At 55.6% G+C, this 4,838-nt stretch carries 4 protein-coding genes; 2 read left to right on the forward strand and 2 right to left on the reverse strand.

The features are described 5' to 3' along the window. Positions 1 to 1,139: cardiolipin synthase (cls, locus tag B2W96_RS07625; RefSeq protein ID WP_293009691.1), on the forward strand; the 1,139-nt coding region annotated here is incomplete at its 5' end. 63 nt (positions 1,140 to 1,202) lie between these two features. After that, positions 1,203 to 2,057, forward strand: coding sequence for a tRNA lysidine(34) synthetase (locus B2W96_RS07630; protein WP_293009692.1), 855 nt, complete (start codon positions 1,203 to 1,205; stop codon positions 2,055 to 2,057). 102 nt (positions 2,058 to 2,159) lie between these two features. On the opposite strand, the gene B2W96_RS07635 is transcribed toward B2W96_RS07630, so the two are convergent. Continuing rightward, entirely contained in the window at positions 2,160 to 4,079 is a 1,920-nt protein-coding gene (locus tag B2W96_RS07635) for an LTA synthase family protein (protein ID WP_293009693.1), read from the reverse strand. A gap of 68 nt (positions 4,080 to 4,147) precedes the next feature. Further along, on the reverse strand, positions 4,148 to 4,771 hold the full coding sequence (locus B2W96_RS07640; RefSeq protein WP_293009694.1) for an ECF transporter S component: 624 nt from the start codon (positions 4,769 to 4,771) through the stop codon (positions 4,148 to 4,150). Between the last annotated feature and the right edge of the window lie 67 nt (positions 4,772 to 4,838).

Here is a 4,838-nt window from a genome sequence, read left to right on the forward strand (position 1 = left end):
CCTATCTCCAAAAGCGGGACTTTCTGCTTTACAACAGGACTTCCGCCAAATATTTTGGCGACGGTATGGAATTTTTTGACGATCTGATTGCCCATATCCAGCAGGCGGAGACGTATATCTTTCTGGAGTATTTTATCATTGCCGAGGGGAAAATCTGGGACCGGATTCTGGACGCACTGAAGGAGCGGGCCGCCGCCGGGGTAGAAATCCACGTGATTTTTGACGATTTCGGGAATCTTACCCGCTTTTCCGACGACATGATTCAGTCCATTCAGGACGCGGGCATTGAAATTCGAGACTTTAACCCGGTTCACCGCTATGTGAACCGCATCTACTTCAACTACCGCGACCACCGCAAGATTGCGGTGATTGATGGACACTGGGCCTATACCGGGGGCATCAATCTGGCAGACGAATATGCAAACCTGTTCGAGCGGTTTGGATGGTGGAAAGATTCCGCCGTCCGCATCGAGGGGGACGGGGCATGGGCTTTGGCGGCCCAATTCATCCAGATGTGGGAGATGATGTACGACACCCTGCCCAACGAGGACGATTATTACCGTCCCCGGACGGAGGGACCGGAGACCCCGGGGTTCTGTCAGGCATTTACAGACGGGCCGCTGAACAACCCGGACAACCCTATGGAGGATACGTTTTTTCAGCTCATTTCTTCGGCCACCCGCTTTCTCTATATCACAACGCCCTACTACGCGGTGGAGGAATCCATGCAGCAGGCGCTGTGCATTGCGGCGGACTCCGGCGTGGACGTGCGGCTGATGATGCCCGCCATTCCGGACAAGAAATACGCTTATGTAGTGGCAGAAACCTATTGGGGCGAGCTTTTGCGCCATGGGGTGAAAATTTACAAATACACCCCCGGCTTTATCCACGCAAAGAGCGTGCTGGTGGACCGGAAAATGGCGCTGGTAGGCAGTCCCAACATGGACTACCGTTCCTTCCAACTCCATTTTGAAAGCGCCGCCCTGCTTTATGACATGCCGGTGGTGGAGGAACTTTTGGAGGACATGGACGCCGTGATGGCCCAGAGTGCCCTTTACACCATGGAGGACTGGAAGAAGCGCTCGTGGCTCCGGCGGACCTTTGCGTCGCTGCTGAAACTGGCCGCCATCTGGTTCTGATACCTTCGGTTTGCTGCTTTTGCAGTCAAGCTAGATAACTTTACACATATTGGAGAGAAAACTATGCCAAAGGACCTGACCCCTTGTGAAACCGCGGAGCGGAGCATCATTAAAAAGTACCGTAAAACACTTTGGAACCCCTTTATCGCGGCGGTGAAGAGGTATGAGCTGGTGGCTCCCGGAGACAAAATCGCCGTGTGCATCTCGGGAGGGAAGGACTCCATGCTGCTGGCAAAGCTGATGCAGGAGCTTCGCCGCCATACCGACCGGCCCTTTGAGCTGACGTTTATGGTGATGGACCCGGGCTATGCCCCGGAGAACCGGCGGCTGATCGAGGAGAATGCCGCCGCACTGGAGATTCCCGTGACGATTTTTGACAGCGATATTTTCGACGTGACGGTGCAGGCAGACCGCAATCCCTGCTACCTGTGCGCGCGGATGCGCCGGGGTTTCCTCTATGCCAAGGCGCAGGAGCTGGGCTGCAACAAAATCGCTCTGGGGCACCATTTTTCCGACGTGGTGGAAACAACCCTCATGGGCCTGCTGTACGGCGCGCAGATTCAGGCCATGCCGCCCAAGCTGCACAGCAAAAACTTCCCGGGGATGGAGTTGATTCGCCCGCTGTACTGTGTCCACGAGGAGGACGTCATTTCCTGGAAAAATTACAATCACTTGCAATTTTTACAGTGTGCCTGCCGGTTTACCGAGGAACGGGACGCGGCCGATGACGGGGTAGGCCACAGCAAGCGGCAGGAGATGAAGGTCCTGCTCCGGGAGCTGAAAAAGACCAATCCCAATGTGGAAAAGTCCATTTTCGCCGCCATCCACGGGGTACAACTGGATACCATGGTGGGCGTGAAGTCCCGGGGAAAGGAATATTCCTTTTTGGACCTGTATGATCGAAAATTGGAGACTTGACCGCAAAGAAAAGAAAATAAGACTGCCGGTTGGCGGCGAAGACAAACGTCTCCGCGCCAACCGGCGGCTTTGTGTTATAAAAGATTTGGGGGCATGGAAGGGTTATCCCTCCGGGTTCGGAGTCGGCCCATAATACCCCTTGGGGTGGTTTCCGTTGTCGAACAGATGGTTATAGGCCATGATGCGGTAGCTGTTGTAAAGACGCTCCTCCTTTTGGGAAAGCCCGCTCTCCTCCGTGTCGCCAAGAAGCGTGCCGTCGGCTTTCCCAAAGCCCACGGTGGAGTTGACTGGCAGTGTGTCCAGAAGCTTTTGGTGCAGCTTCTCGTAGCCGGTGGGCTGAATCCCCGCCAAGTCCATGGTCAGCGTACCCAGCAGATTTGCACTGATGGTTACGTCTTGCTGCTCCGGCAGATCGTAGTTGGCCCAGATGAAAAACGGCGTTTCATACTGCTGAAATACCTCTGCCGCCGTGCGGTCGTCCAGCTTTTTGCCATATAGCTTCTCATAAAAGTCGTTTCCCAAGGGAGGCTGATGGTCGCCAAAGAAGACGATCATCGTCCGCTCGTCGGAAGCTTTATAGTGCTCAATCAGTTCACGGAGGGCATTGTCGCTCTCTCGGATAAGGGAGAAATACTGGGCCGCCACGGCGGAGGAGCCTTTGCTGGCCCCATCCAGTTCCACGGCGCGCTCCAGATTGTTCCAGCCCTGAGAGTAGCCGCTGTGGTTCTGCATAGTCACGTTGAAGACAAACAGAGGGCCGTTCGTCTCATCGGTGAGACGGTAAAGCTGCTGATAGTCCGACGCGTCGCTGATGTAGTTTCTTATGTACTGGGGATCCCTCACGTTCTCCTGATACATCTGACGGTCAAAGCCCATCCAACGATAGACGGACGTGCGGTTCCAGCCGGAGGAGAGATAGGGATGGAAGGCCACGGAACGATATCCCAGAGAAGACATCTGCGACACCATGGAGGGCATTCCATCGTAGCAATAAAGCTGATAGGCCACAGTGGAGGAGGGGAGAAATGCCAGAGAGTCGCCCGTGAGATACTCAAACTCCACGTTGGCGGTGCCGCCGCCTGTGACGGGGGAAATCATCGTGCCTTTCACAGTGTTCTTCGTCAAAGAATGGAGGAAAGGCAGGGGGTCCTCCGTCAGCTCCAGATTGGGAAAGCTGGCCTGCATATCCGCAAAGGACTCGTTCATAATCACCAGCAGGTTTTCTGGCGGCGCAGCGGACACCGTTCCGCTCACGGTCCCGGCAAAGGTCCCGCCGGCAATTTTTTGGGCCTCCTCCGCAGAATAGCCATCCGGCGCGGAGACAAAGCTATACCGCAGAGCGGTCATGAAATTCAGCATAAAGCCGTTTTGCTGGGTTTTCCACTGCTGCGCCCAGATGCCAACGCTTGGGAGCAGCGGCGTGCAGAAAAAGGCGTACAAAAAGACGGCGGAGGCAGCCAAAGAACTAAAAGCCGTAACCCGCCGCAGCTTTTGCCGCCCCTTGGTCTGCTTGGGGATCAGGGCCAGCAGCAACAGGTACACCGCCAGAATGGCCGCTGCCAGCCAAACGGTTTTATCCGGCCTGAAATCATAGCCGGTGGCCACGTTGGCGGCGGTGCCCAGCGTCATCAAGTCCACAGGGAAAATGATGCGTCCCCGGAACTTCAAAACATAATGATTCGCAACCCCCAGCAAAAAGCAAAAGACCGCGCCCACGCCTGCGGCGGTCTTGAGCCGTCCCGTAAGCATCCGGCATACCCAGAAAATGAGATAGTACCAGAAGGCGGAAAAAAGAAGCTGGGTGGCATTCAAGGCGGTGAAGGGGTTGTTTTCGTTCAGATACTCCACGCACAGATACGCCACCCACGGCCCCAGCATAAAGAGAAGCCGGACGGGGGTGCGTGCGTCATGAAGCACTTTTTGAAGCCACCGGCGCGCACGGGAAATCTTTTTTTCCGGAGGGGCTGAGAGCTCCTCCGGGCCGGAAGGCTCGGTCTGAGGAATCATAGTTTCGTTGCTCAAGGGAAAACGCTCCTTTCAAAAGCGGAGATGGCAGGCGGCTTGTACCGCCTGCCATGCCGGAAAAGCGCTTACTTGTGCAGAAGGGGAGACAGGGGCTTGTAAATCAAAAAGCACAGCGCCACGGTCAGAACTCCCTTCAGGAAGGTAAACGGCATATTAAAGGTGACAAGACATTCCAAAAGTCCGTTCACGGAGGGACGGATGGCCTGATACATACCCAGAATCACATCGATGGGCATGAACTTGGCGTAGACGGGATAAGTAAAATAGTAGTTCAAAGGCACGGAGATGAGCGCCATGCACACCGCCCCGATCAGCGCGCCGACCAATGCGCCCTTGCGGCTCTTGTGCTGGCCGAAGCGATGATAGATAACGCCTGCGGTGCCCACAAAAACGGCGCCCATCATAAAGTTTGCCGCCTCGCCCACGCCTCCGGTGGAGGTTTGCAGAAGGTGAAGGGCGTTCTTGATGAAGCAAACCGCCACACCGTACCACGGGCCGAGACTAAATGCGGCCAGCAGAGCGGGAAGCTCCGACACGTCCATCTTGACAAACGCGGGGATCAAGGGGACCGAGAAGTCCAGAGTCATCAGGACAAGGGCGACGGTGCTGAGCATGGCGGTGACGGTGAGCCGGTGGGTACGGGATTTTGCATGGGTGCGGCCTGCTGTGGTGGTTTCTGGCTGGGACATAAAAAACACACTCCTTTAATTGTCTTGAAAACACCTTGAGTACTGAGTCTTCCCAAGGTGAAACAAG

Origin of the sequence: Oscillibacter sp. UBA6647 (assembly GCA_002455655.1) — a bacterium.
Lineage (GTDB): Bacteria > Bacillota > Clostridia > Oscillospirales > Oscillospiraceae > Oscillibacter.